The sequence below is a fragment of the Acinetobacter parvus DSM 16617 = CIP 108168 genome, from assembly GCF_000368025.1.
GTDB classification, from domain to species: Bacteria; Pseudomonadota; Gammaproteobacteria; order Pseudomonadales; family Moraxellaceae; genus Acinetobacter; species Acinetobacter parvus.
On the sequence record NZ_KB849215.1, the window covers coordinates 18,394 to 44,255 of the forward strand.

Genomic DNA, 25,862 nt, shown 5'->3' on the forward strand with positions numbered 1-25,862 from the left:
CCTTAATCAACGACCATAGCCACGTTTTTTCAATTCTAATTTAGCAATCATGCCTTTATGTACTTCGTCAGGTCCATCAGCCAAACGTAAACTACGTGCTTGATTGAAAAATGCTGTCAGCGGAGTATCGCGTGATACACCTTCTCCGCCGTGAATCTGGATCGCCATATCCACCACATTTTGTAGGACTGTTGGCGCAACCACTTTAATGGCAGAAATTTCGGTCAGTGCGGCCATATTGCCTTGTGTATCCATCTTATAAGCGGCGTACAGGGTCAATAAGCGAGCTTGATCGATCTGCACGCGGGCTTCTGCCACACGTTCTAAATTGCCGCCAAGTTTAAGAATTTCTTTACCAAATGCCTTGCGTGACATGCCACGATCAATCATGAGTTCTAAGGCTTTTTCCGCTGCACCTATACAACGCATACAGTGATGAATACGACCAGGCCCTAAGCGTCCTTGAGCAATTTCGAATCCTTGACCTGCACCACCAATAAAATTGCTCACAGGTACGCGCACATTGTCAAAACTGACCTGTCCATGTCCATGCGGTGCATCGTAATCACCAAACACAGGCAACATTCGTTCAATGCTCACGCCTTGCGTGTCGATCGGTACCAATACCATTGAGTGTTGATGATGACGATCTTTGTTGGGGTCTGGCGTATAAGCCATAAAAATAATCACTTTGGCATTCGGATCACCCAAACCAGATGACCACCATTTACGCCCATTCAGAACAATTTCATCACCGTCAATCACTGCCGTGGCTTGCATATTAGTCGCATCGCTCGACGCGACCGCAGGTTCCGTCATACAGAACACTGAACGGATTTCACCAGCAAGCAGCGGTTGTAGCCATTGTCGTTTTTGCTCATCGCTACCATAGCGCCATAACACTTCCATATTGCCACTATCAGGTGCATTACAGTTAAATACTGTCGGAGCAAGTAAACTACGTCCCGTCAATTCAGCAATATGTGCATATTCCTGTACCGATAAACCTGCACCCAGTTCAGCATCAGGCAAGAACATATTCCATAAGCCTGCTGCTTTGGCTTTGGTTTTGAGTTGTTCGAGTTGAGCTGGCCACTGCCATTTAGTCCAGTCACCATCGACATTGAGTTGATGCACTTCATCCCAAAATGCTTTTTCAATGGGTTCTATTTCTTGTTGAATAAAAGCTTGCGTTCGTGTAATAAAATCCTGCGCACGTTCAGATAATGCAAACATCATCATTTCCCTTAAAGTAAAAATTTGGCGAAGCTTGATTCGCTGCTTTACATCACCATAAGCGAAAATTTATTATGAATGAAATGATTTTATTTTATGCAAAACTATGAATCAGATTCATAATACCAACCCACTGGAAGTGGCTCACTTTCATCGTATTGATATCAATCTGTATCCTCTTTTTATTGCGATTTTTGAACAAAAAAGTATTTCTAAGGCAGCTCAACTTCTTTGTATTAGTCAATCTGCGGTCAGTCATGCTTTACAACGTTTGCGTCAGCAACTTAAAGATGAATTATTTGTGCGCAGTGGGCAAAAAATGCTTCCCACACCTTTTGCCGAACAAATTTATCAACCGATTCAAACGGCGTTATCAACGATTCAAAATATTGCGATTCCACAACACGACTTTGATCCTGTCATGCTACAAAGCTTGAAAATCGCAATTCATGATGAAATTGAACCGATTATTTTTCCTCAACTGGTGCATCATTTCGCCCAACTCAATCTCAATATTCAGTTTTTGAGTTCCAAACTTGATCGAAAGAATATGCTGGCTGATCTTTCAGCTCAACAAATTGATTTTGTGATTGATCTGGTGCAACCGTATCAAGCCAATTTACAGTTTGAAAACTTAATTGACGATTATTTTGTGGTGTGTACACAGCAAATGCAGATGGATTTAACACACTATCTCTCCGCACCACATATCGGTGTATCATCAAGGCGCACAGGCTTATTGCTTGAAGATATTTATCTCAACCGCCAACAATTGTCCCGTCAAATTTTCCTGCGTTGCCAGCACTATGCAACCGCCTTGCAGGTACTGGCGCAATATCCAAATGCCATCCTGACCATTCCACAAAGTATCCTTAAACATCTGCATTATGCAGAAAATTTAAATATTCATCCGCTACCCATCGAATTACCTAAAATTAAGATGGGCATGTATTGGCATGACACAGTTCGGCACAATCCTCGCCATCAATTTTTACGCAACGAAATCCTAAAGATTTTTAATCACAATTTATTTGATGAAGATTTGCACATTGTTTAAAAGTGTGTAATTCTATAGCTATATTTGGATGTCATCATCCATAACAGAATTTGACAAGGGGAGTAGCCTCCTCCAAACTTAGGTAGTGTAGTTTAAATACTTAGGTGTCAGAGCTTCGTCATTACACTTTGCAAAAAGTCGGACTCTGAGCATCATCCTTTATGATGATGTAGGCAAGACCTTGATCATGTTGAAACAGATGTTTTATTTCATTCATCTGGCAACTGGTCAGGGTTTTTTTATGTCCATTTGCCAGATAAGGAGTTGTGATGGAAACTATCGGCAATCTATGGCTGTATGTGGTGTTCTTCGGCATTGTGGCGGTCATGCTACTGGTCGATTTTTTAGGCTTTAAACAAAAACAGGGTCAGGATGTTCCGATCAGGCAGGCTGCCTACTGGAGTGCGGCCTGGGTCACTGTGGCGGTGCTGTTTGGTGGAGGTTTGTGGCTCTATCTACAGCAAACAGTAGGGCTCACCCTTGCGAATCAAAAAACCATGGAATACTTCGCAGGTTATCTACTGGAAAAATCACTGGCGATTGACAACGTCTTCGTCTGGCTGATGATCTTCGCCGCATTTGCCATTCCACCTGCACTGCAACGTAAAATCTTACTCTATGGCGTATTAGGTGCAATCGTATTAAGAACCATCTTTATTTTTATCGGTGCATGGTTCGTTCAAGAGTTTTCATGGGTTCTTTACATCTTCGGTGCGTTCTTGGTCTATACAGGTTTCAAATTCCTAAAAGGACAAGACGAAGAAACCAATATCGAAGATATCAAAACTTTAAAATGGTTACGTAAACATATGCGGATTACCCCACAGCTTGAGGGTGAAAAATTCTTTGTTCGCCGTGATGGTTTGTTGTGGGCGACACCATTATTTTTAGTTCTGATTTTGGTTGAAGGTTCCGATGTGATCTTTGCAGTGGATTCCATCCCTGCAATCTTTGCCGTCACCAGTGACCCGTTCATTGTCCTGACTGCAAACCTGATGGCAATTCTAGGCCTACGTGCCATGTTCTTCCTGCTGGCTGGTGCCGCAACCAAACTGCATTACCTACCATATGGACTGGGCATCATCTTATTGTTTATTGGTACGAAAATGTTATTGCTGGATGTGTTCCACATGCCAATCTGGATTTCATTGGGCTTTATTGTGCTGGTGCTCAGTATCACCGCTTATCTATCATTACGTCATAATAAAAAGCAGTTGCAATCTTAATCATTTGAATTCAGGCATTTGATCAATTCAGGTGCCTGAATAGTTAAATCATAAAAATAGACTGTACATTAAAAAACAGATCAATATCATATGGCGGCTTAAAGCTTTTATCTTTCCTAATCAGAAACATAATACGGCAGTTTTGGTTCTGGACGTTACCTCGGCCCACAGTATTATCAGGGCAATCGGGAAATATCCTTTCGCGGCAATACCCTACGTCCGCGCAGCAACCTTAGTGTCGGGCAGCCCATGATCTCAACAACGTCAAAAAGTTACTCTGCCTCCTCACCTGTTCGTGGTGGTTTTGGCCGTGGTGGTTCTTCGTTTGGTGGCTGATCAGGAAAACTGAAATTTTGTATGAAAAGAAAAATCCTCGCACCGCGTACCGACTGGCAGCTTGAGCACCAAAAGATTGGGGCAATCTGGAATACCTGATGGATACCGCTTATCAGGCGCAACTACAGGTCTCTGAACTGTCGATGGAGAATATTGGCTGGGATGGGCAGGGTTTTGTTGACCTGAACAATCGCCCGATTCATAACCTGTTTAAGCTTTACCCGTGGGAATGGATCTGGGAAAGCCTTGGTATTCCAGTAATACATATGTATTTTTCTCAAAGGGTATAATTATTGCTGACAATTTACCCATTTCCGCCCAAAAATAAAGTGAATTGATTCAATTCATTACTCACATTTACATACGTTTTAATGGCCTAAATTAGGCGAATAATCCAGTAAGCTGAATAAAATCGGGTACAATCGACGAAAAACATTGTAGGTTGTTATGACTTTGACTACTCCCATCACGGTCGTTCGTGGTCGCTTCCTGGATATCCAAAAAACTGTTTCCCAGGCACAAGATATTATTGATCAGGTTCGTTATATCGAAGATGGTTTGCTAATCGCTGAACAAGGTCAAATTCTCTGGTTTGGCACTTGGAATGATGCCCAGCCCCATCTTCCTGCCAATGTCGAAGTTCAGCATTATCCTGAACAATTGATCATTCCAGGCATGATCGACACCCATATCCATTTCCCACAAACTGAAATGGTCGGGGCCTATGGTGAACAGCTGTTAAGCTGGCTCAACACCTACACCTTTCCCACCGAAATCCAGTTCAAGGACAAAGCCTATGCACAACAGATTGCAAAGTTCTTTGTAGAGGAACTGCTTAAAAATGGTACAACAACTGCACTGGTGTTCTGTACCGTGCATCCTGAATCGGTGGATGCCTTGTTTGAAGCCGCAGCACAGCAGCAGATGCGCTTAATTGCGGGCAAGGTGATGATGGATCGTCATGCACCAGAAGCACTGTGTGACACTGCCGAGAGTGCCTATAACGACTCCAAAGCATTGATTGAAAAATGGCATGGTCAGGGACGTGCCTTATATGCCATTACCCCACGTTTTGCACCAACCTCTACACCTGAACAACTTGAAAGAGCAAGGCAACTCAAAGCTGAATATCCTGATGTTTATGTACATACTCATCTAAGCGAAAATAAAGATGAAATTGCATGGGTTAAAGATTTATTCCCAGCACAAAAGGGTTATTTAGATGTTTATCATCATTATGGTTTAACAGGAAACCGTTCGGTGTTTGCACATTGTGTGCATCTGGAAGATCAAGAATGGCAATGTATGCATGACACCGACTCCGCCATTGCATTCTGTCCAACCTCAAACCTGTTTTTGGGCAGTGGCTTGTTTCCATTGAAAAAAACATGGCAACAGCAAGTTAAAGTCGGTCTCGGGACCGACATTGGGGCAGGGACCTCGTTTAGCTTGTTGCAGACCGTCAATGAGGCCTACAAGGTACAACAGTTGCAAGGTGACAAATTGTCCGCGTTTGAATCGCTGTACCATGCAACACTGGGCGGTGCAAAAGCCCTCGACTTGGATGACAAACTCGGTAACTTTAATGTGGGTAAGGAAGCTGATTTTGTGGTGTTAAATCTCAAGCCAACCGCATTGCAGCAACTGCGCCAGTCACGTTCAAAGTCAATCGAGGATAGCCTATTTGCCTTGTTTACCATGGGCGATGACCGAAATATTGAGGTAACCTATATCTATGGACAAAAAGCCTATAGCCAAAGCTAAAGTTTTGAATAAACGAAAAATTGGGTGGATTTTATTGGTAAGCTGCTGTGCTGCACTACTGAGACGTGACAGTCATCAGCCGAAAAAGGATACATTTTTTGCACCATCAAAAGGTGCATGAACGGTGATTTTGTTTTAAAATTCGCATATTCGCTCAAGATTTCGAGGTGTTGCAGGTCAACACCTTTTTTATTTCCCATTTTTTACGTTTTAGGAATCTGCCAATGACCATTGCAATGCGCATTATGATTTCCAGTGAAGAGATTCAAGCCAAAGTGAAACAACTCGGTGAAAAAATCAATGCACACTATGCTCAAAGTGACAAGGAACTGGTATTGATTGGTTTACTGCGTGGTTCAGTCATTTTTATGGCAGATTTGTGCCGTGCCATTGAAAAGCCGCATGAACTCGATTTTATGACCGTTTCAAGCTATGGCGGTGGCACTGTTTCAACCCGTGATGTCAAAATTCTGAAAGACTTGGATGGTGAGATTCATGGTAAAGATGTGCTGGTAGTTGAGGATATTATTGATTCGGGCAATACCTTGAGCAAAGTGGTTGAGATGCTTAAAACCCGTAATCCAAACTCAATTGAACTGTGTACGCTGGTAAGCAAGCCATCACGCCGTGAGATTGACCTGGTAGTGAAGTTTTTAGGCTTTGAGGTTGAGGACCGTTTTATTGTGGGTTATGGCCTCGACTTTGACCAGAAATACCGTCACTTGCCATTTATTGGTGAGATTGGTCTTTAAATCCATATTCCTGTGCGCGGCCAAAGGCCGTGCTCTACTCAGGGGCTGCAAAGCTCCTTTTTTTATATCGCCCCATTAATCAAACACTGCTAAAGACTGCACAAAAATACGACATAAGTGGGCAATCCACTACAGACAAAAGCTGCTCTAATCAAGCAGGATAATTATGAATACCGTTGTTAAAACAAGGAGAAAAGACAATGTGGTCTCTAATTGTGGCGATTGTAGTGGGTTTCTTTGCGGGTTTGATTGCCCGTGCGTTGCACCCTGGAGATGACAAGGCAGGCTTTATTGTAACCACCCTGCTGGGTATCGCAGGTTCGTTGCTGGCAACCTACGGTGGCCGTTTGCTGGGCCTATACGGCGAAAATTCGGCGGCAGGATTTATTGCCTCTGTGATTGGTGCAGTGATTGTTCTGTTTATTTACAATCTGGTCAGCAAAAAAGCCTAAACCGTTTGAATACTCCCAATTCATGGTGTAATGGTTTGGGAGTTGTTTATTTATAAGCCCAGTTCTTTCCAGATCAACTGAATTTCCTCGGCACTCCGTACACCCGTCATTTTAAAACCCGTCTCAAAAATCAGGGTAGGGGTGCCCTCAACGCCCAGTTTACGTCCCAGTGCCAGATTACGCTCAATCGGGTTGGCACAGGTTTTTTCTTTAGGCTGTGCATTCTTCTGCAATAAGTTTTTCCACGCGTAAGCTTGGTTAGGATCACACCAAATCGATTTTGAAACCGTAATTGATTGTGCTTTTAATGGATAGATAAACGTATAAATGGTGACATCATTGAGCTTATCCAGTTCAGCTTCTAATTTCTTACAATAGGGGCAATTCGGATCTGAAAAAATAGCGAGCTGCTGTTTGCCATTGCCCTTTACCGTTTTTATTGCATCTTTTAAAGGTAATTGTTTCCAGTCAATTGAATTTTGCTTTAGAACCAAGTCCTTGGTCAGATTCTTTTGATCTTTTAAACGAACCATCGAACCAATAAACATATGTTGGGCATTTTCATCCAAATAAATAATCTGATTATCTAAATTGGCACTGTATAGTCCTGTCATTTCTGTTGCTTGAATATTACTAACATGAATATTGGGATATTGCTGATTTAAATTATTTTTTAAGGTTTCTACATTTGCAAAAATCATCGCAGACGCACAACTCAATAATGAAAATAAAGCAATTCTTTTCAACATGTCTCATACTCAACTCAAAATTAGCGCTATTCTAATCAAGCTTATCCTCATAAATTGCACAGCTTACTCAGTCACAACCAAAATCTAACCTGTGTCAAAAAGTTCCACGTGGAACATTCATTCTAAAATCATAGATTTTCATATTCAAAGACCCAGTTGTATCTGTGTTCAACGTGAAACACTTCCGTTGATTCTCAAAGAAACTCCTTAATACACATTCCAGTTTGGTAATAAACTAACAATAAATATCACAACATGTTGACATATAAATTTGACATCCTCCCCGACCTAAAGGAGGGGGATTCCTACTGCTAGATGGCAATGTCCTGCCACGAAACAGATACTATAGTTCTCTGCTTCTTATTCCAATGTAGTCCTACCTTTCGGATTGCAAAGAGCGCACGGATTACAATGGGGAAAACTGTTTTTTTCGTGTTGTATCAGTCTGCTGACTAAAAATATACAACATAATTATCATAGCACATGGATTACTAGATCCAAATGTTTTTAGCAATCCTAGCTAATCCCCACAAGGGGGACTAGCGGATTGCAGCCTTATATCCTCGGGCTAAACCCCGAGGTTTTACGGCTATTCGGATAAAACCAGAATAAGGTAGATCATCGCATTAAATTTTGGAATAATTCCACCACAAGCGTTCATTGGGTCATATCCAGATTCACAATGATGCTTAAAATTCGTTTTGATAAAAACTATTTTCAAGGAATCTAATTAGGTAAAATTAAGGGTAATCTGCTAGTCTAGAGCCAATAAAATAGGTTCAAATTACTTTCCAATACAGAATGAACCAAAAATCTTTCCGAGTAAATCATCAGCACTGAAATCACCAGTGATTTCGCCCAACGCATTTTGAGCCAGTCGCAATGATTCTGCGACCAATTCACCTGCATTAAACACAACTAACTGCTCACGTGCTTCTGCAAGATAGCGCTGAGTACGCTTCATTGCATCTAAATGACGTGTTCGGGCGATAAAGGTGTCTTCTTCAGGCTGGAAGCCCGCATGCGCTGTAATCGCCTCTATGAGTGCCTGAACCCCCATATCTTGTTTTGCGGAGACACTGATATGACGGAAGCCTTGATAATCACGTAATGTGGCATCTTGCCCCGTTAAATCGCATTTATTGCCAATCAATAGCAAACGTTTTGGCTCAAGATGCTCTGAAAAATATTCATGCGCTAATTGCAATGGCTCATCACCTTGATTCAAGTCATACACCAACAGCAATAAATCCGCCTGTTCAATTTCCTTGATCGCACGACGAATCCCTTCCTGCTCGACAATATCGCCCGTTTCACGTAAACCAGCAGTGTCAGTTAGGGTGATCGGCAAACCATTCAAACTGATCTTTTCATGCAGCACATCTCGGGTGGTGCCTGCAATATCCGTCACAATAGCACGTTCATGGCCCGCCAGTGCGTTTAACAGGCTCGATTTACCCGCATTTGGTTTACCCGCAATTACCACCTGTAAACCTTCACGTAATAGCTGTCCTTGACGAGCAGACTGCTGTACCGCTTGAACTGAGTCCTGTACCTCATCCAACAAAGCCAAAATCTTGCCATCAGCAAGGAAATCAATTTCTTCTTCAGGGAAATCAATCGCAGCTTCAACATGCAAACGTAAGTGAATGAGTTTTTCTAAAACTGTATTAATTTTGGTTGAGAATACACCTTGCAAAGAGCGAACGGCAGAACGTGCTGCCGCCTGTGAAGTGGCATCAATCAAATCGGCAATTGCTTCTGCTTGTACTAAATCCATTTTGCCATTTTCAAAGGCACGCATAGAAAACTCACCCGCTTTTGCAGCACTCGCGCCCAGATCGAGCAAACGTGCCAGCAAAGCATTTTGGATAACAGGACCACCATGCCCCTGTAATTCCACCACATCTTCGCCCGTAAACGAATGGGGATTAGGAAAACACAACACAATCCCTTCATCCATCACTGAGCCATCGGCATCACAAAACTGACGGAAACCTGCCATACGTGGAGCAGGTAATTGTTTATGGGTCAACTGTTCTGCAATCGCATAAGCTTTTGGTCCAGAAAGTCGAATCACGCCCACACCACCACGACCTAATGGGGTAGCTATCGCAGCAATTGTGGTTTGATGTTGCATGTTAAATTCACCTAAAAAACACAAGGGTTATGAAACAGGAACCCTAAATACAGACAAAGAAAAATCCGCCCAAGATTACCATCTTAAGCGGATTTATTCAGTAAAAGTTCGGACTTAAGCGCTCGGCTCAACCTTGTTGAGACGGTCTTTTTCGACGCTTTTGTTAATAAACCATTGTTGCAAAATGGTAATACTATTGTTGACGATCCAGTAAAGCACTAAGCCCGCAGGGAAGAACAACATGAATACCGTAAACATGATTGGCATGATACGGAATACTTTTGCCTGCATTGGATCCGTTGGTTGTGGGTTAAGCATCTGCTGAACATACATGGTGACACCCATGATCAACGGCAAGATAAACCATGGATCCATCGCAGATAAATCTTGAATCCAACCTAACCACGGTGCATGACGCAGTTCAACCGATTCCATCAATACCCAATACAAGGCTAGGAAAATTGGCATTTGCAATAGCAATGGCAAGCAACCAGACAGAGGGTTAACCTGTTCACGCTTATAGAGCGCCATCATTTCTTGTGAGAAACGCATGCGGTCTTCACCAAATTCTTCTTTCATGCGTTGCATTTCTGGTGCAATCACACGCATTTTCGCCATCGAACGATAACTTTTTGAAGAAAGTGGCCATAAAATCAACTTCACCAAGATCGTCAATAAGATAATTGACCAGCCCCAGTTACCAATAATGTTATGGAAGAATTGCAAGCCCAAGAACAATAATTTCGCAATTGGCCATAACCAACCGTAATCAACAGTTTGGTTTAAACCAGCAGCCAAGTCTTTGAGTTCAGATTGGATTTTTGGACCTGAATACAGTTTAGCATCCACTTCCATTGAAGTACCTGCAGGTACATTGATCACTGGAGAGGTGAAGCCTATGATATTCATGCCGTCCGTAGACTGACGTGACTCTAATTTTGCATTATATGGCTGACCATCGGCCTGAGTGAGTTTTAAATTCCCAGGAATCCATGCGCTCACAAAATAATGCTGAACCATGGCAACCCAGCCGCCTTTGGCTTCAACATTTAATTTTTCGTCATTAAAATTGGCAAATTTTAACTTATTATATGGCTCTTCAGGTGTACCCCATGCTCCACCTAGATAGGTACCTAGTGTGAAAATACCTTGAGAAGACTTCCCTGGATCATCAGAATTATCACGTTTCAGCTGACCAAACATTTGACCTTGCCAGTTTTGCTGGCTACGGTTAACAACTTGATGTTTAACAGTAATTGGGTAATCACCTTGCGTGAAAGTGAACGATTTAATCACTTCCACACCTTCAGGTGTTTTAAATACCAACGGCACAGTCAATACTTGATGTGTTTTACCATCTTTCGACGCTACACTTTTCGCATCTGCCAAGGTGTATGCTGTTTTCTCAACATCATACATTGGACGACCGCCACGGCTGCTATCTGGTCCATTTAAACCAATTAACCCCGATTGAGCGACGTAGGTACGTTTCGCATCGCTTTCCAGCATGACAAACGGTTTATCGCTGTCTTTGCTTTCATCATGGCTTAACAATTCAATACGGACAATATCACCACCTTTTGGATTGATCCACAGATGATAAAGATCAGTTTGTACTGAAATCAGTTGCTGACTCACAGATGTATTATGTTCTGTGGTTTGTGATGCAGTCACATTTGCTTGTGGCAAGTCTGAAGCCGCTGTTGCATTTTGAGCGTTTGGCAAATCTGCAGATACTTCATGTGCAGTCACAGCAGCCGCTTGTTGTTGCGGTGCTGGTGCAGCATGACCATAATCTTTTTGCCAAGCCAAAATAAGCAAATATGCGGTAACAAACATGGCTCCAAGAATTGCAAATCTGGCCCATTGTTGCATATCTATAATCCCAAATGGTTAGAGAGATTTTGCTTGAATAAACGATCACGAAAGGGTACAGCAACGTGATGCATTTGAGAATCTATTTGATGAAACGAAATAAAACGAAGTGCTTTGCGTGGTACTGGATCGTAGCCTGAGCCGCCCCAAGGATGACAACGGCAAATTCGTTTAGTCGATAACCAGACACCTTTGACCGCACCGTGTGTTTGCAATGCTTCAATCGCATATTGCGAGCAGGTAGGAATATAGCGACAACGAGGACCCAATAATGGACTAATAGCAATCTGGTAACATCTTATCAACCAATGTAGTAATTGTACCATTGGAGATCTCTAATTTTGTGAAGATGTTATAACAGCTTTTGAATGCTTTTTTGCTAAGCGTTGTAATTTTTGCCAAGCAAACTCTAATTGTTGATGTAATTCTTGATTTGCGATTGCTTCTATACCAACTTTAGGCATTACCACAATATCGATATCAGCATTAAATTGCACTTTGTGTAAGCGAAAGCTCTCCCGAGCAAGACGTTTTATTCGATTTCGTTCATGAGCACGACGTACTTTCTTTTTAGCAACGACAATACCCAAACGGCTATTTGGCTGTTCGGTTAATTTTGCTAAAAAAAGGAAATGGGGCTGGTGCACTTTAAAAAGTGCACCATCAAACACACTTTTATAATCTGCAGCACAACGAATACGAGATTCAATGCCGAAACTGTAAAGTGCCATCACCCAAGTCTGGTCAGCTTAACAGTATTAAACGGTTAAGCTATGACGACCTTTTGCACGACGACGAGCTAAAACTTGACGACCTGCTTTAGTAGCCATACGAGCGCGGAAACCATGAACGCGTTTACGCTTTAATTCAGATGGTTGGAAAGTACGTTTCATATCGAAACTCCCAAAATGATCTTTCTATAAAGGTCCGCGATTTTATTGTGCAATGTTTACGCTGTCAATGGAAAATCAAAAACTTTACATTTTGTTTGTTCTGTTTTGAAGCAATAAACCTGCATGCAGTTACATGCTTTTATTGAAAACAAAAAATATACACAAGCTATCTGGTTAAATTATATCAGCATTCGTTTATTTTCCCAGTTTACAAACAGGTTTATCAACAACCCGCTTTCTAATTTAAATTTAATTCTTGGATTTTGAATTTAAATTTCGATATGCTCAGTTATCCACAAAACAGGTAAACCTTATAAGTAAATTCAAATTTTAAAATTTAAATTTATTCTTATTAGTGTGGATTTATTCTGTGGAAAGTGGTGTTTTTTTTTGAATAAACATAAATTTATGCTGTGGATAAGCATGTTTTTATCAATAATATAGTTTGTGGATAACTTTGAGCTTAAAATTATCCACAGCTTGTGCAAAAAGTTATACACATGCTGTTTTGAATTTAAATTTATAAACAAATGCTGTCTTTTTCAGCGAAAGTCTCATAAATTGTCCTGACAGATGTGGATAACTTGGTTAGAATGGCGACCCCTTTGAAAGATGAGGGTAACGGTTTTTATTTTTGAATTTAAAATGGATAGATAGGGGATGCACATGCTCTGGACAGACTGCTTAACTCGCTTGCGACAAGAGCTCTCTGATAACGTCTTTGCGATGTGGATTCGTCCTTTGGTTGCCGAAGAGGTTGATGGAGTCATGCGTTTATACGCACCTAACCCTTATTGGACACGTTATATTCAAGATAATCATCTGGAACTCATTTCAATTTTGGCGGAACAGTTGTCTGAAGGGCGGATTCGTCAGGTTGAGATCCTGGTTGATTCCCGCCCTGGTACGATTTTGTCTTCCAGTGAGCAGCCAGCAACCACGACTGCCGCTTTAAATACCCAGACTATTCCAACACGTATCAAGAAAGAGCCTGATCTGGTCCAGCCAAGTCAAAACACAGCGAAATCACCAAAGAAAAGACAGCTCAACCCGCAATTCACTTTTTCACTGTTTGTGGAAGGCCGTTCCAACCAGATGGCTGCGGAAACCTGCCGCAAGGTTTTGACCCAGCTTGGTGCGTCTCAGCACAATCCTTTATTTTTATATGGTCCAACAGGTTTGGGTAAAACACACTTGATGCAAGCTGTCGGAAATGCGCTGTTACAAGCCAAGCCAAATGCGCGTGTGATGTATATGACCTCGGAAAGTTTTGTACAGGATTTTGTCAGTTCACTACAAAAAGGTAAGGTTGAAGAATTTAAGAAAAATTGTCGTTCTTTAGATTTGTTGTTGGTCGATGATATTCATTTACTCGCAGGTAAAGAGGCGAGTTTGGTCGAGTTTTTCTATACTTTTAATGCTTTACTCGATGAATCTAAACAAATTATTTTAACATCTGACCGTTATCCAAAAGAATTAACTGAGCTTGATCCGCGTTTGGTCTCTCGTTTTTCATGGGGATTGTCGGTGGGGGTTGAACCACCAGATATTGAAACCCGTATTGAAATTCTATTGAAGAAAGCTGAAAACAGTGGTGTCGATTTACCCCGCAACTGTGCCCTGTTTATTGCCCAGCAAGTGGTTGCCAATGTGCGTGAGCTTGAGGGGGCATTGAATAAGGTGGTGGCTATTTCCCGTTTCAAGGGGACAGCCATTGATCTGGATGTGGTGCGTGAGTCCTTGAAAGACGTGTTGGCAATTCGTGCCCGTACCATCAGTGTGGAAAACATTCAGCGTGTGGTCAGTGAATATTTCCGTATTCCACTCAAGGAACTGGTGGGGCCAAAACGTACTCGTATCTATGCACGCCCACGCCAGTTGGCAATGGGGTTGGCGCGTGAACTGACAGGTGACAGTTTTCCAGAGATTGGCATGGCATTTGGTGGGCGTGACCACAGTACAGTGATGCATGCCTGTGAAAAAGTGGCTAGCCTACGTGAGCAAGATCCAATTTTTAATGAAGACTATAAAAACCTGCTGCGTCTTTTACAAAGTTAATTCATTTTTCAGAGTTGCAAACTGCTTTTAAGTGCAGCATAGTACACTGCTAACATTCATATCGGCTTCTGTTGTAAGAGGAATAAATCGTGCGTTTGAAAATCGCTAAAGAAAGTTTACTCAATGTTTTATCGCATGTGGTGGGGGCGGTTGAGCGTCGTCACACCTTGAATATTCTTTCTAATGTCAAAATTCAAACCACTCAACAGGCTTTAACCATTACGGGTTCTGATTTGGAAGTTGAACTGGTGGCAAGCACCACGCTGGCTGAGGGTGCCTGTTTGCAGGCTGGCGAAACGACTGTTCCAGCACGTAAACTGGTCGAAATTTGTAAATCCCTCCCGACAGCAGCCTTGATTGACCTACAAATTACTGAAGACCAGCGTTGTATCCTGAAATCAGGCAATAGCCGCTTTGTTCTGGGTACGCTTCCTGCCGAGGATTATCCATTACTGACGACTGAAAACAGTCAGGGTACACAGGTGCAGGTCACACAGCGTGAATTAAAAAGATTGTTTGAAAAAACCTCTTTCGCCATGGCGGTTCAGGACGTTCGTTTCTATCTGACGGGTACATTGTTGGAAATTGATCAAAATCAATTGCGTACAGTCACAACAGACGGTCACCGTTTGGCATTGTGTGAAGTGTCGGCTACATCGACAGCATCTGCATCGATTCAGGCGATTGTTCCGCGTAAGGCGGTTGGTGAATTACAGCGTTTACTCAGTATTGAGGATGAGCAACTGACCTTGTTGATTGGCCGTGAACTGTTAAATATCACCATCAATACGCCAAGCCGTGATAAGGAGCAGGGTGATATCACTGTTCGTTTTACCACCAAGCTGATTGATGGCAAGTTCCCAGATTATCGCCGTGTGATTCCGCGTGGTGGTGATAAGCATGTGCTAATTGCCCATGATGTGTTTAAACATTCACTGCAACGTGTGGCGATTCTGAGTAATGAGAAGCTGCGTGGGGTTTTCCTGAATTTTAGCCAGGATACCTTGCAGTTGCGTGCCAATAACCCTGAGCAGGATGAGGCCAGTGAAGATCTGGTCATTCAATATCAGGATGCGCCGCTGGAAATGTCATTTAATGCACAATATATTTTAGATGTCCTGAGTGTGCTGGATGGTGATGATGTCAAGATGAGCATGACCGAAGCCAATCAGTCGGTGTTGGTGCAAGACCCAGCCCATCCAGACCAAACCTATGTCGTAATGCCGATGCGGGTTTAATTGCGATTGATGGTTTGAGTTTTAAAACATGCAAATCACGCGTTTAAATATCGAACGTGTACGTAATTTAAAGGCGGTTGCACTCGGCGAGTTGCAACCGTTTAATATTTTTTACGGCGCAAATGGTTCTGGAAAAACTTCAGTTCTGGAAGCCATTCATTTATTGGCGACAGGCCGATCATTCCGTACCCATATACCAAAACATTACATTCAGTACAATGCAGACGATGCGCTTGTTTTTGCCCAATCCGCCAGTGAACGGATTGGTATGCAAAAGCTGGCTTCTGGTGAGCAGTTGATCAAGGTCAATGGTGATACCATTGCCACGCAGGGGCAGTTGGCAAAACTGCTGCCTTTGCAGCATATTGACCCACAAAGTACAGATATCATTGATCATGGAGCTAAACCAAGGCGGCAACTGCTGGACTGGTTGATGTTCCACGTGGAACCTGAGTTCTATTTTGCCTGGCAATATTATTCACGTGCATTAAAGCAGCGGAACAGTCTGCTGAAGTCACGGCGTAACTTGACCTTGGCTGATTTGGAACCATGGAACAAGATGCTGAGTGACTATGGTGAAATTCTGCATTCACAACGGGTCAGCATTGTGGAGCAATGGAACTATTTTTTTCAGGAAGATTTAAAGCAGTTGTTGCCTGATCTGGAGATTGTGCTGGAATACAATCCAGGTTTTCATACCGAGCAGGGACTGCTACACGATCTGGTGCAGCAGCATCAAAAAGACATGGAACGGCGCTATACTGAGTATGGTCCACACCGTGCCGACCTGCGTTTAAAAACGGGTGGCGATGCCCTGCGCAGTGATGCTGCGGATGTGTTGTCCCGTGGGCAAAAAAAGTTGTTAATCATGGCATTAAAACTGTCACAAATTGCAATGCTGCATGCGAGCAACAAGGAAACTGTGGTATTATTGGATGATCTGACAGCAGAGTTGGATGTAGCCGCACAACAGCGTTTAATTGAGCGACTGAGTCAGCTGGGAAGTCAGGTTTTTATGACCACCCTGGACCATGCGTCGGTATTAAAACACTTACATGATTTGTCGATTCCTTTTCAATTATTCCATGTTGTTCACGGTCAAGTCAGTCTTGCTGCACCATAATTTTATTTTCTCATCTTCAAATAGATCAATATTACTAGGGAGTAACCATGAGTTCAGAGTCTCAATCAGTCTCTCAAACAGAACAAACAAATGAAAAGGCTTATGATTCCTCTAGTATTAAAGTATTACGTGGATTAGACGCGGTTCGTAAACGTCCTGGGATGTATATCGGTGACACCGATGATGGTACTGGTCTGCACCATATGGTGTTTGAGGTGGTGGATAATGCCATTGATGAAGCCCTGGCGGGTCATTGTGACGAAATTCTGGTGACCATCCATGAGGATGAATCGGTCAGCGTGTCGGATAACGGACGTGGTATTCCAACCGACATACACCCTGAAGAGGGCGTGTCTGCGGCAGAAGTGATCCTGACCATCCTGCATGCGGGCGGTAAGTTCGATGATAACAGCTATAAGGTGTCGGGTGGTTTGCATGGTGTAGGAGTGTCGGTTGTCAACGCCTTGTCGAAAAAACTACAGTTGACGATTTATCGTGCGGGTCAAATTCACGAGCAAGAATATCAGCATGGTGATTCACAATATCCATTAAAGGTGGTGGGTGAAACAGAGCGTACAGGTACAGTTGTACGTTTCTGGCCAAGTGAGTTGACCTTTAGCCAGACCATTTTCAATGTTGATATTCTGGCACGCCGTTTAAGGGAGCTTTCATTCCTCAATGCAGGTGTACGGATTGTATTGCGTGATGAACGGATCAACCTTGAACACGTCTACGATTATGAGGGTGGCCTGTCTGAATTCGTTAAATACATTAACGAAGGCAAGACCCATCTGAATGATATTTTTCATTTCACGGCTGATGCTGAAAACGGGATTACCGTCGAAGTTGCCTTGCAGTGGAATGACAGCTATCAGGAAAATGTACGCTGCTTTACCAACAACATTCCACAAAAAGATGGTGGTACACACCTTGCAGGTTTTCGTGCGGCGTTAACCCGTGGTTTGAACCAGTATCTTGAAAGTGAAAATATTTTAAAGAAAGAAAAAGTTGCTGTTACAGGGGATGATGCTCGTGAAGGCTTGACCGCGATTGTTTCAGTGAAAGTGCCAGATCCAAAATTCTCATCGCAAACCAAAGAAAAATTGGTTTCGAGTGAAGTAAAACCTGCGGTAGAGCAGGCCATGAACAAAGAGTTTTCTGCTTATTTACTGGAAAATCCACAAGCAGCGAAATCGATTGCAGGTAAGATCATTGATGCAGCGCGTGCCCGTGATGCGGCGCGTAAGGCCCGTGAAATGACCCGCCGTAAGAGTGCGCTGGATATTGCGGGTTTGCCAGGAAAATTGGCGGACTGTCAGGAAAAAGATCCAGCCTTGTCTGAACTGTATCTGGTCGAGGGTGACTCTGCGGGTGGTAGTGCCAAGCAGGGCCGTAACCGTAAGATGCAGGCGATTTTGCCGTTGAAAGGTAAAATCCTCAACGTTGAGCGTGCCCGCTTTGACAAGATGATTTCCAGTCAGGAAGTCGGGACGCTAATTACGGCTTTAGGCTGTGGCATCGGGCGTGAAGAATATAATCCAGATAAGTTACGTTATCATAAAATCATCATCATGACTGACGCGGACGTGGATGGTTCACACATCCGTACCTTGTTGTTGACGTTCTTTTTCCGTCAAATGCCAGAGCTGGTTGAGCGTGGTTATATCTATATTGCCCAGCCACCACTGTACAAATTGAAGAAAGGCAAGCACGAACAATACATCAAGGACAATGATGCACTGGAAGAGTTTTTGATCTCCAATGCAATTGATGAGCTTGCCTTGCATATCAGTGCGGAAGCACCTGCAATTACTGGTGCGGCATTGGCGAGTGTGATTGCGGATTATCAGGTGTCACAGAAGAGCTTGCAGCGCCTCACTCAGCGTTATCCTGCGAGCCTGCTGGATGGCCTGCTTGAGCTAGAGGCATTTAAGGCTGACCACAACCATGAGCGTGACTATGTGGAATCATGGGCTGAGCAATTGCGTGTGGCAATTGAAAAATTACAGCCAAGTTTGCGCCCTGAAATTACCTTGGAATCATTTGAACGTGAAAACTCCCTGGGTGAAAAATCGGCACACTACTGGCCGCGTGTCACGGTATATGTACATAACTTGCCACATGCCTATTTGCTGGATGCAGGTCTGCTCAATTCTGCTGAATATGCACGTTTGCTGAAAAATGCCAAGAGCTGGTTCAAGCTGCTTGAAGAGGGGGCTTATCTGCAAAAAGGTGAGCGCCGTATTCAGGTCAACAGTTTCCATCAGGTATGGCAGCATATTTTGCAGGACTCACGCCGTGGCATGATGATCCAGCGTTATAAAGGTCTGGGTGAGATGAATGCCGAGCAGCTTTGGGAAACCACGATGGATCCTGAAAATCGCAATATGTTGCAAGTGACCATTGATGATGCGATTGAGGCGGATCGTATGTTCTCATGTCTCATGGGTGATGATGTTGAACCTCGTCGTGCCTTCATTGAAGAAAACGCACTCAATGCAGATATTGACGCTTAAATTCTGAATGTAAAAAAAGACGATGCCTTGGAGCATCGTCTTTTTTTTGAAAACTAGCAGGGAAGGTTTCACGTGGAACACTAAAGGATTAACTATCTACCAAATCACTCACTTGAATAATCGCGTGACCAAATAAATAACCTGCAGTAACTAGAACACTGATCCACAGCAACGCACCTAGGATATTGTAAACTACAAAGTGCGTATAATTCATATTGCTTGAACCTGCTGCTAGCGGTGCAAATGAGCGTGCAAAAGGAATGAAGCGGGCAAGAAGGATAGTTTTCCCACCATGCTTTAAGAAAAACACATTGGTTTTTTGTAGGTATTCTTGTTTGATGAAGCGAGATTCCATATTAAAGATACGGTCACCAAAATGACGGCCAATATGATAATTGACCATATAACCCAGGGTTGCGGCAACAAAAAGCAAGCTGATCATATAACCAAGATGCATGATCTCGATCATGGAGCACAAGGCACCTACGGTCAGCAACAGGCTGTCGCCTGGCAAAAAGAACATAAACACAAAAGCTGTTTCTAAAAAAATAATCAGGAACAGGATGGCATAAATCCATAAACCATATTCCTGAACTAGGATTGGCAGGAAGTGTTCGAAATTAAAAAGAAAGTCTAAAGAGTTCATTCAGTTTGTAGTGTCCCAAATAACGTACTCAGCAAATTGCAGTACAAAAAATATTAAACGAATCTAACCCTCAAGATTCATTCGTAGGTGATAACATTACAATAATGGGGCTTGAGTATATCTAGCCTGAAGCCAAAGCTCAATTTTTTGAGAAAATTCAAATTTTAATCGAGATTAAAAAGTGAGATAAAAGAATAACATTATTCAATACAGATTTATGTTACGGGGATGTTGATTTGAGCTTGGGAACAGGCTTAAAGGTTTTTAAATATCTACATGAATCTAAGATCCATATATTTCTATGCAGTAAATATATGGATCTATATTTTTAAATTAATGCGTAAATGACGCTTCTAATTCTTCTAACTCCATCATGAAGGTGAGCAATTGTTCTTCGAATTGTTCTAGTTTTGCCTTTAAATCATTTTGCTCATTCATGAGTTTGATCAAGTCATCTTTTCGATTCGCTTCATACAGGGCACTATCCGCCAAAGCCTGTTCAATCTCTGCTAAACGCGGTTGAACCTTGTCAATCTGTGCCTCAACCCTTTCGATGTTCTTGCGAATCGGGCGGGTCAGTTCACGGCGACGGGCAGCCTCTTTTCGCTGGGCTTCCTTATCCACTTTTGCAGTTGAGGCGGGTGCATTGCTGCTTTGTTGCTGTAGGGCATTTTGAGCGTTGATCTGCTGTTGGCGCGCTTCACGCAACCATTTCGCATAATCCTGTAAATCGCCCTCAAACTCTGTGCATTTGCCTGCATGAACCAACAGTAAATCATCGCAGACGCTGGCAATCAGTTGGCGTTCGTGCGAGACCAACACCACAGCACCCTCAAAGTCCTGCAATGCCATACTCAGGGCATGACGCATATCCAGGTCCAGATGGTTGGTGGGTTCGTCCAGAATCAATACATTTGGGCGTTGCCATACGATTAGGGCCAATGCCAGACGTGCGCGCTCACCACCTGAAAAGCTCTCGCATGGGGTGTCCATACGTTCACCACTAAAACCAAACCCACCCAGAAAGGCGCGCAAGGAAGCTTCACTGATTTGTTTATCTGCAATGCGGGCCAGTTGCAGCATTGGACTGGCATTGGCATCCAGTGCATCCATTTGATGCTGGGCAAAATAACCGATGTTCAAGAGTTCAGAGGCTTTGCGCTCGCCTGCCAAGAGCGGTAAATCACCCACCAATGTTTTGATCAGGGTTGATTTACCTGCACCATTCATCCCCAACAAGCCAATGCGTGAACTTGGCGTGATTTGCAGGCGGATTTTTTCAGCAATGATTTTATCGCCATAGCCAATTGTCGCCATATCCAGACTTAACAGCGGTGAACTCATTTTGCTGGGTTCACGGAAGCTAAAGGTAAATGGCGTGTCCACATGCGCAGGCGCAAGCTGTTGCATGCGCTCTAGCTGTTTAATACGACTTTGTGCCTGACGGGCTTTGGTGGCTTTGGCCTTAAAGCGGTCAATAAATTTTTGTAGATGTGCACGGGTTTCCTGTTGTTTCTCAAACGCCTGTTGCTGTTGTGCCAAGCGTTCGCTACGGGTGGTTTCAAAGGTGGAGTAGTTGCCTGTATAGAGCATGAGTTCCTGATTTTCGATGTGCAGGATATGGTCGGTAATGGCATCAAGGAAGTCACGGTCATGTGAAATCAACACCAGCGTGCCCTCATAGGCTTTAAGCCAGTCTTCCAGCCACAGAATTGCGTCCAGATCCAAATGGTTGGTGGGTTCATCCAGCAACAGTAGGTCTGAGCGGCTCATTAAGGTACGGGCGAGGTTTAAACGCATCCGCCAACCACCCGAGAAGCTTGCCACATTTAAACGGATTTGATGATCAAGAAATCCTAAACCTGCCATCAATTGGGCTGCTTTCGCAGGTGCTGCATAGCCATGAATTTCATCAAAACGACCATGTAATTTGGCTAAATCATCATTACTCAGATGATCTGGATGCGCTAATTTTTCTTGAATGTCCCAATATTCTTCGTCACCAGACAAAACAAAATCAATTGCTGGCATTTCTAAGGCTTTAATTTCCTGAGCCATGTGTGCCACAGTCCAAACTGCTGGACGAGTTAGATTTCCCTCATCTGCAACCAAGCCACCCAGAAATGCGGCAAACAAAGTCGATTTACCCGCACCATTCACGCCTGTAAGGCCAATTTTCCAGCCAGGATGGAGCTGCATTGATGCTTTCTGAAAGAGGACTCGCCCACCACGGCGCAATGAAACTTGGTCAAACTGGATCATGAGCATGCAAAATTACAAAGAGTTGGCTGCATTTTAAGGTGAACGTGCATGAAAGCAAATTTTTATCTGGTAGCCATTCAATATTCATTCATAAATTATATTCTGGCTTCAAACCTTGTCGAGTGTGTTATGAAATCTAAATACCGTAATCCATCTGCCCTAAAGATCAATTCGATTGAATCCAGCAATTCAATCATTAAAAATAGAGTTTTTACTCTATTTTTGTGATGCAAATCAGATTATTATTTGGTTTTAATGAAAAAATAAGCAACAAGATTAGAAGTATAGTGACAGGATTAGGGATGAGGAAAGGGATTCTTGCCGTGGGGGCAATGCTGATGTTGGGGGCAAGTATGCAGGTTAATACAGATACTAAAATTTGTGTTTTTGACTTGTTGGGAAAATCTGGCGAGGCCTATAAAGCTCTGGAGATTGAGAAAGGACTGCGAACAACAGGGCAATGTTTGACAACGTTCCTGTTGTGAATATTACGATTGAGTTGATTATTCGCCCAAACTCTTTTCCCGCAGGTTTCTCTCTGAATTCACGGGAATGGCTTATACAACAAATTTCAACAAGTTTTGCCATGATTAAACGGCTTGAGGATGCCATTCCAACAAAATATAAATATTCGATTTCTAAGGAAGAGGTTGAGAATTATGAAAAACTTTTTAGGGAGCAACGAATCCGTTTTACCAAAGATGGTATTTATGACCCAGTGATGATGGGTGTTTTGAAACGGGCACGTTGTTCAGTGGAAAGAACCCGTTTTGAATGTTCATTGGGAGGTGAATAAAAATCTGAATCCAGATTGAATTGTGTGGTGATTTGAACAAATCATTTGATAGGGAAAATAGATATTTTATCAATGAGTAAAATATGATGAGTGCTATTAAAAATCAGTAAAACCCGATGTATGTAAATAAAAGGACTAGGCTTTTAGTCAAGATCTGACTATATTCGTCTCTCGCTAGTGGAAAAATATGCAAAAACAGCAAATAAGGGAAAACAAAATGAAAAAAGGACTTTTGGCATTGAGTGCTGCGACTCTATTTGTCATGACTACTCCTGTACAGGCAAAACAAGAAATTTGCGTATTCGATTTGTTGGGTAGGGCTGGAGAGTCTTACAAACTGATCGAGGAATGGAAGCTGGCCGCCAAAAACTGGCAGGGTGATATAGAGCTGATTCCTTATCAGGATGAGAAAAAAGCAGAACAGGATTTCGATGCAGGGAAGTGTGACGGTGTCTATATGACCTCCATGCGTGCCCGTAAATACAACAAGTTTGCGGGTTCAATTGATGCTGTGGGCGCGGTTACCAGTAATGCCATTGCCCAAAAAGCCATTAGCTTTGTGTTGGATAATCGCAACAAGCACCGTCTAACCGCGTCAGTTGGGGGTGAGAAACATGAGGTTGCAGGGATTATTCAAGTCGGACTGGCCTATATCTTTGTTCGGGACAAAAATATTGACACCATTGAAAAGGCCAAAGGCAAAAAATTCGCCTACCTCCACTATGACCAGGCACAAAAGACGATTGTTGAAAGCATTGATCTGATTGCCGTGCCATCCGACATTTCAGACTTTGTGAAGAAGTTTAACAGTGGTCAGGTCGATGTGATTGCCGCACCTGCCTATGCATATAAACCTCTGGAAATTAGCAAGGGTATGGCAAATGGGGCATTATTCAATTTTCCAGCGGTTAACATTACGGGCGACTTAATTATCAAGCCTGGAAAATTCCCTGCAAATTTTGGTACACAGTCACGTCAGTGGTTCATCAACAAATTACCAGGCAACTTCGCAACAGTACATCGTCTAGAGGCTGGCATGGATGCCAGAAGAATCACCCTGTCCAATGAAGACAAGATCCGCTATCAGAAACTACTGCGTGATGGACGCATGAATTTGACCAGACAGGGAGTGTACGATGCCAGCATGATGAGCGTGCTGAAGCGTGCACGCTGTACGGTGGAGCGGACCAATTTTGAGTGTTCACTCAGTGGTGAATAAGACCTGTAAAAATTATCAATTTACAAAAAAATTGTGCGGCTTATAACAAATTTACCCATGAAAATGAGTGAATAAGATCAAGCAGGACAAAAAATAAACAATATTGATATAAAAATAGAGTACGAGCTTTATTCTTTTTCAAGAAACATGATTAATATTTGCTTCCAACAAGGAGACAAACATAAAGTTTGTGAAAGGATGAAAAATATGAAAAAAATTGCATTAGCTATTGCAACAACTTCAATCTTAGGTGTATCTGCCTCAACTCAGGCGGCAGTTAATGTGTGTGTATTCGACTTATTAGGAAAGTCAGGTGAATCATACAAAATGATGCAGGACTGGGCACTGGCTGCAAAAAGCTGGGGTGCTGACGTTAACCTTCAGGCAATTACTGATGAGCAGGTGGCGGACAACAACTTTAAGGCGGGTAAATGTGATGCTGTGGCAATGACAGCAATGCGTGCACGTCCGTACAACAAGTTTGCGGGTTCTATTGACTCTTTAGGCGGTGCGCCAAGTAATGAGATTGCTCAACGTGCGATTACCTATGTACTGGATGCACGTAATGCAGCAAAAATGACCACCAATCTTGGTGGTAATAAATACGAAATTGGTGGTATTGCTCCATTAGGTGCGGCTTATATTTTCGTGCGTGATAAGAGCATTAGCTCAATCGAAAAAGCAGCGGGTAAAAAATTCGCGGTATTGGGTCATGACGACGCGCAAAAAATTATGGTACAACGCGTAGGTGCACAAGCTGTACTTTCTGATATTTCTAACTTTGCTGCTAAATTTAACAACGGACAAGTAGATATGGTAGGCGCTCCTGCTTATGCATATAAGCCATTAGAGTTGAGCAAAGGTTTAGGTGCTAACGGTGCGATGTTCAACTTCCCAGTATTACAAGTAACTGCGGATCTTGTGTTACGCCCAGAAAAATTCCCAGCTGGTTTTGGTCAAAAATCGCGTGATTATTTTGTGAAGCAACTTCCAAAATCTTTCGCAATGATCAAACGTTATGAAGCTGAAATCCCAGCAAAATACAAAATGAACTTAACTGCTGAAGACAAATTAAAATATCAAAAATTAATGCGTGATGGTCGTATGGACTTAACTAAACGTGGTATTTACGATGCAGGCATGATGTCTGTATTGAAGAAAGCTCGTTGTTCAGTAGACAAGGCGAACTTTGAATGTGCTTTACCTGGTGAATAATCAGTAATTGCTAAAGTAAACACTTAAAGCCTAGATTTATCTAGGCTTTTTGTTTTTTTAAGCATTGTCATTTAAGTCATTGTCTTTAACTGCTAAGATTATGATTATACAGAGACATAAGAAATCAAATGGAATAGAGAAGATTTAAGAATATATTAAAGCCATCAAAAGCAATGATGGCTATTTTCAAATCTATTAGGACTTACGCACTGTTATTTATAGACTCTCTGTGGTAGCAGATGATTTTTATCGAGAATAAAGTCATCAATGAAGTTTTTGATCATTGGTCTAAATAATTTCTTCTGCCAA

Annotated in this window: 22 protein-coding genes and 2 pseudogenes; 15 read left to right on the forward strand and 9 right to left on the reverse strand. The window is 42.6% G+C overall.

All coding sequences use genetic code 11. From position 1 onward, the window contains the following. Nucleotides 1-6: 6 nt before the first annotated feature. Complete coding sequence (locus F988_RS13995) at nucleotides 7-1,236, reverse strand: acyl-CoA dehydrogenase family protein (protein WP_004683876.1); 1,230 nt, start codon at nucleotides 1,234-1,236, stop codon at nucleotides 7-9. 106 nt (nucleotides 1,237-1,342) lie between these two features. On the opposite strand from F988_RS13995, the gene F988_RS14000 reads away from it, so the two are divergent. The 7 genes and pseudogenes from F988_RS14000 to F988_RS14030 all read left to right on the forward strand — a co-directional run bounded on the left by F988_RS14000 (nucleotide 1,343) and on the right by F988_RS14030 (nucleotide 6,823). After that, on the forward strand, nucleotides 1,343-2,293 hold the full coding sequence (locus tag F988_RS14000; protein WP_004683877.1) for a LysR family transcriptional regulator: 951 nt from the start codon (nucleotides 1,343-1,345) through the stop codon (nucleotides 2,291-2,293). A gap of 269 nt (nucleotides 2,294-2,562) precedes the next feature. Further along, nucleotides 2,563-3,519, forward strand: coding sequence for a TerC family protein (locus tag F988_RS14005; RefSeq protein WP_004683878.1), 957 nt, complete (start codon nucleotides 2,563-2,565; stop codon nucleotides 3,517-3,519). 138 nt (nucleotides 3,520-3,657) lie between these two features. After that, nucleotides 3,658-3,855 (forward strand): annotated as a pseudogene (locus tag F988_RS14920) (hypothetical protein); the annotation flags it as partial. Nucleotides 3,856-3,926: 71 nt separating this feature from the next. Next, nucleotides 3,927-4,121, forward strand: a pseudogene (locus F988_RS14010) (glutathionylspermidine synthase family protein); the annotation flags it as partial. 181 nt (nucleotides 4,122-4,302) lie between these two features. Then, on the forward strand, nucleotides 4,303-5,619 hold the full coding sequence (gene guaD, locus F988_RS14015) for a guanine deaminase (RefSeq protein WP_004683880.1): 1,317 nt from the start codon (nucleotides 4,303-4,305) through the stop codon (nucleotides 5,617-5,619). Between the two features lie 224 nt (nucleotides 5,620-5,843). Next, nucleotides 5,844-6,371, forward strand: coding sequence for a hypoxanthine phosphoribosyltransferase (hpt, locus tag F988_RS14025; protein ID WP_004683883.1), 528 nt, complete (start codon nucleotides 5,844-5,846; stop codon nucleotides 6,369-6,371). 200 nt (nucleotides 6,372-6,571) lie between these two features. After that, nucleotides 6,572-6,823 carry a GlsB/YeaQ/YmgE family stress response membrane protein gene (locus F988_RS14030; RefSeq protein WP_004683884.1) on the forward strand — a complete coding sequence of 84 codons (252 nt, stop codon included), beginning with the start codon at nucleotides 6,572-6,574 and terminating at the stop codon, nucleotides 6,821-6,823. Nucleotides 6,824-6,873: 50 nt separating this feature from the next. On the opposite strand, the gene F988_RS14035 is transcribed toward F988_RS14030, so the two are convergent. From F988_RS14035 to rpmH, 6 genes are all read right to left on the reverse strand, one after another. Then, nucleotides 6,874-7,572: a DsbC family protein gene (locus F988_RS14035; protein WP_004683885.1), complete on the reverse strand. Its 699-nt coding sequence runs from the start codon at nucleotides 7,570-7,572 to the stop codon at nucleotides 6,874-6,876. 784 nt (nucleotides 7,573-8,356) lie between these two features. After that, nucleotides 8,357-9,712, reverse strand: a complete 1,356-nt coding sequence (gene mnmE, locus F988_RS14040; RefSeq protein WP_004683886.1) for a tRNA uridine-5-carboxymethylaminomethyl(34) synthesis GTPase MnmE — start codon at nucleotides 9,710-9,712, stop codon at nucleotides 8,357-8,359. A gap of 114 nt (nucleotides 9,713-9,826) precedes the next feature. Continuing rightward, a complete protein-coding gene (gene yidC / locus F988_RS14045; RefSeq protein WP_004683887.1) occupies nucleotides 9,827-11,587 on the reverse strand; it encodes a membrane protein insertase YidC in 1,761 nt (586 codons plus the stop codon). A gap of 2 nt (nucleotides 11,588-11,589) precedes the next feature. Continuing rightward, nucleotides 11,590-11,913 (reverse strand): membrane protein insertion efficiency factor YidD, encoded by a 324-nt coding sequence (gene yidD, locus F988_RS14050; RefSeq protein WP_004675433.1) that lies wholly within the window; start codon nucleotides 11,911-11,913, stop codon nucleotides 11,590-11,592. Nucleotides 11,914-11,922: 9 nt separating this feature from the next. Next, nucleotides 11,923-12,318, reverse strand: coding sequence for a ribonuclease P protein component (rnpA, locus tag F988_RS14055; protein ID WP_004675434.1), 396 nt, complete (start codon nucleotides 12,316-12,318; stop codon nucleotides 11,923-11,925). A 27-nt stretch (nucleotides 12,319-12,345) separates the two neighbouring features. After that, entirely contained in the window at nucleotides 12,346-12,480 is a 135-nt protein-coding gene (gene rpmH / locus F988_RS14060) for a 50S ribosomal protein L34 (RefSeq protein WP_000831329.1), read from the reverse strand. 666 nt (nucleotides 12,481-13,146) lie between these two features. Here rpmH and dnaA point away from each other — a divergent pair. From dnaA to gyrB, 4 genes are all read left to right on the forward strand, one after another. Further along, on the forward strand, nucleotides 13,147-14,538 hold the full coding sequence (gene dnaA / locus F988_RS14065) for a chromosomal replication initiator protein DnaA (protein ID WP_004683889.1): 1,392 nt from the start codon (nucleotides 13,147-13,149) through the stop codon (nucleotides 14,536-14,538). Between the two features lie 89 nt (nucleotides 14,539-14,627). Further along, nucleotides 14,628-15,776 (forward strand): DNA polymerase III subunit beta, encoded by a 1,149-nt coding sequence (dnaN, locus tag F988_RS14070; RefSeq protein ID WP_004683890.1) that lies wholly within the window; start codon nucleotides 14,628-14,630, stop codon nucleotides 15,774-15,776. A gap of 28 nt (nucleotides 15,777-15,804) precedes the next feature. Further along, entirely contained in the window at nucleotides 15,805-16,899 is a 1,095-nt protein-coding gene (gene recF / locus F988_RS14075) for a DNA replication/repair protein RecF (protein WP_004683891.1), read from the forward strand. Nucleotides 16,900-16,946: 47 nt separating this feature from the next. Beyond that, on the forward strand, nucleotides 16,947-19,415 hold the full coding sequence (gyrB, locus tag F988_RS14080) for a DNA topoisomerase (ATP-hydrolyzing) subunit B (RefSeq protein WP_004683893.1): 2,469 nt from the start codon (nucleotides 16,947-16,949) through the stop codon (nucleotides 19,413-19,415). Between the two features lie 88 nt (nucleotides 19,416-19,503). On the opposite strand, the gene F988_RS14085 is transcribed toward gyrB, so the two are convergent. Next, the gene (locus F988_RS14085) at nucleotides 19,504-20,061 is read right to left on the reverse strand and encodes a VTT domain-containing protein (protein ID WP_004683895.1); all 558 of its coding nucleotides are present in this window, start codon (nucleotides 20,059-20,061) and stop codon (nucleotides 19,504-19,506) included. Nucleotides 20,062-20,394: 333 nt separating this feature from the next. Beyond that, on the reverse strand, nucleotides 20,395-22,323 hold the full coding sequence (locus F988_RS14090; protein WP_004683897.1) for an ATP-binding cassette domain-containing protein: 1,929 nt from the start codon (nucleotides 22,321-22,323) through the stop codon (nucleotides 20,395-20,397). 302 nt (nucleotides 22,324-22,625) lie between these two features. Here F988_RS14090 and F988_RS15745 point away from each other — a divergent pair, with 302 nt between their 5' ends. The 4 genes from F988_RS15745 (at nucleotide 22,626) to F988_RS14115 (ending at nucleotide 25,553) form a co-directional block, all read left to right on the forward strand. Further along, complete coding sequence (locus F988_RS15745; RefSeq protein WP_004683898.1) at nucleotides 22,626-22,808, forward strand: hypothetical protein; 183 nt, start codon at nucleotides 22,626-22,628, stop codon at nucleotides 22,806-22,808. Next, complete coding sequence (locus F988_RS14105) at nucleotides 22,805-23,119, forward strand: putative solute-binding protein (protein WP_034426718.1); 315 nt, start codon at nucleotides 22,805-22,807, stop codon at nucleotides 23,117-23,119. Before F988_RS15745 ends, F988_RS14105 begins: the two co-directional genes overlap by 4 nt. Before the next feature lie 217 nt (nucleotides 23,120-23,336). After that, on the forward strand, nucleotides 23,337-24,338 hold the full coding sequence (locus F988_RS14110) for a putative solute-binding protein (RefSeq protein ID WP_010589445.1): 1,002 nt from the start codon (nucleotides 23,337-23,339) through the stop codon (nucleotides 24,336-24,338). Nucleotides 24,339-24,545: 207 nt separating this feature from the next. After that, nucleotides 24,546-25,553 (forward strand): putative solute-binding protein, encoded by a 1,008-nt coding sequence (locus tag F988_RS14115; protein ID WP_004683902.1) that lies wholly within the window; start codon nucleotides 24,546-24,548, stop codon nucleotides 25,551-25,553. Nucleotides 25,554-25,862 lie beyond the last annotated feature (309 nt).